Source organism: Puniceibacterium antarcticum, assembly GCF_002760615.1.
GTDB lineage: Bacteria > Pseudomonadota > Alphaproteobacteria > Rhodobacterales > Rhodobacteraceae > Puniceibacterium > Puniceibacterium antarcticum.
In genome coordinates this window covers 1-2623 of record NZ_AWWI01000135.1, presented here as the reverse complement: position 1 = coordinate 2623, position 2623 = coordinate 1, and the positions used below count along the sequence as shown (strand labels likewise).

Below are 2623 nucleotides of genomic sequence, written 5' to 3'. Positions count from 1 at the left end.
ACGACCTTCAGGTTATGAGCCTGACGAGCTACCGGGCTGCTCCATCCCGCGACGCTTGATGGTGTTTTGTGTATGCCATCGCTGTATCGCTGATAATCGTTTTAGAGAGATACGGTTGTTTCAGGGCTTTATTAGGTTTGGCGGTGACCTACTCTCCCACGTCTTAAGACGCAGTACCATCGGCGCTACGGCACTTAACGGCCGGGTTCGGAATGGATCCGGGTGTTTTGCTCGTGCTATGACCACCAAACCGAATAAAGCCCTGAAGTTTTTTCCTCGATCAACGTTGTCCAAGTCTTTTCACTTGATGTGTATGCTTTTGATTCGTTCCGTAAGTGTCAGGGTTGAGCCTGTCTTTTACTGGATCAAATCAAGCCTATCGGGCCATTAGTACCGGTCAACTGAACGCATTGCTGCGCTTACATCTCCGGCCTATCGACGTGGTGGTCTACCACGGCCCTCAGGGATACCTTGTTTTGAGGGGGGCTTCCCGCTTAGATGCCTTCAGCGGTTATCCTGTCCGAACATAGCTACCCAGCACTGCCGTTGGCACGACAACTGGTCCACCAGTGGTTCGTTCACCCCGGTCCTCTCGTACTAGGGGCAACTCCTCTCAAGTATCCTACACCCACGGCAGATAGGGACCGAACTGTCTCACGACGTTCTAAACCCAGCTCACGTACCTCTTTAAACGGCGAACAGCCGTACCCTTGGGACCTGCTCCAGCCCCAGGATGAGATGAGCCGACATCGAGGTGCCAAACACTGCCGTCGATATGGACTCTTGGGCAGTATCAGCCTGTTATCCCCGGCGTACCTTTTATCCGTTGAGCGATGGCCCTCCCACTTGGGACCACCGGATCACTATGGCCGACTTTCGTCTCTGCTCGACTTGTCAGTCTTGCAGTCAGGCTGGCTTCTGCCATTGCACTCAACGAGCGATTTCCGACCGCTCTGAGCCAACCTTCGCGCGCCTCCGTTACGCTTTAGGAGGCGACCGCCCCAGTCAAACTACCCACCACACAGGGTCCCGGATCCGGATAACGGACCGCGGTTAGACATCAAGCAGAACAAGGGTGGTATCTCAAAGGAGGCTCCACGAAGACTGGCGTCTCCGCTTCAAAGCCTACCACCTATTCTGCACATGTTCGGCCTAATGCCAGTGTGAAGTTGTAGTAAAGGTGCACGGGGTCTTTCCGTCTAACCGCGGGAAGCCTGCATCTTGACAGGCAATTCAATTTCGCTGAGTCTATGTTGGAGACAGCGGGGAAGTCGTTACGCCATTCGTGCAGGTCGGAACTTACCCGACAAGGAATTTCGCTACCTTAGGACCGTTATAGTTACGGCCGCCGTTTACCTGGGCTTCAATTCAGAGCTTGCACCCCTCCTTTTAACCTTCAGGCACCGGGCAGGCGTCAGACCCTATACGTCGTCTTACGACTTCGCAGAGCCCTGTGTTTTTAGTAAACAGTCGCCACCCCCTGGTTTGTGCCCCCAGCCTCTAGTTGCCTAGAAACCGGGCCTCCTTCTCGCGAACTTACGGAGGTATTTTGCCGAGTTCCTTCAACATAGTTCTCTCAAGCGCCTTGGTATTCTCTACCAGTCCACCTGTGTCGGTTTAGGGTACGATCTAGCGATGGAGCTATTTCCAGGAACCTCTAAGCGGCCCGTTCAATCCGATAAGAACGAACAACCTTCGAGATCCGTCACTTCCATCTGGCCCAGGAATATTAACCTGGTTCCCATCGACTACGCCTTTCGGCCTCGCCTTAGGGGTCGGCTTACCCTGCTCAGATTAGCTTTAAGCAGGAACCCTTGGACTTTCGGCGAGGGTGTCTCTCACACCCTTTGTCGCTACTCATGTCATCATTCTCACTAGTGATCTCTCCACCGGATGGCTCACGCCCCGGCTTCACAGAAAGCTCCGCGTCTCCAAGACCTCCCGAAAGAGGCAAAAGAGACATGGAACTATGTCACACTACGCTCTGCTACCATGCCTTACGGCATCCTAAGCTTCGGCTCATGGCTTGAGCCCCGTTACATCTTCGCCGCAGGACAACTTGTTTAGACCAGTGAGCTGTTACGCTATCTTTAAAGGATGGCTGCTTCTAAGCCAACCTCCTGGTTGTTTTGGTCGTCCCACCTGCTTTCCCACTTAGCCATGAATTGGGGGCCTTAGCTGTAGGTCAGGGTTGTTTCCCTCTTCACAACGGACGTTAGCATCCGCTGTGTGTCTGCCATCTAGTACTCCCGGGTATTCGGAGTTTGGTTAGGATCAGTAAGCCTGTGGGGCCCCATTACCCATCCAGTGCTCTACCCCCCGGGGTATTCGGATGACGCTCTACCTAAATAGATTTCGCAGAGAACCAGCTATCTCCGAGTTTGATTGGCCTTTCACCCCTAGGCACAACTCATCCCGACCTTTTTCAACAGGTGTGGGTTCGGACCTCCAGTAAGTGTTACCTTACCTTCATCCTGGTCATGCCTAGATCACTCGGTTTCGGGTCTGATCCATCTAACTCAACGCCCTATTAAGACTCGCTTTCGCTGCGCCTACACCTAACGGCTTAAGCTTGCTAGATAGACCAAGTCGATGACCCATTATACAAAAGGTACGCCGTCAC

General features: G+C 53.3%; 2 rRNA genes. Both read right to left on the bottom strand.

What is annotated here, in order from left to right:
- Positions 1-135: 135 nt before the first annotated feature.
- Positions 136-250, bottom strand: a 5S ribosomal RNA gene (gene rrf, locus P775_RS20360).
- 116 nt (positions 251-366) lie between these two features.
- Positions 367-2623 (bottom strand): 23S ribosomal RNA (locus P775_RS20355); the annotation flags it as partial.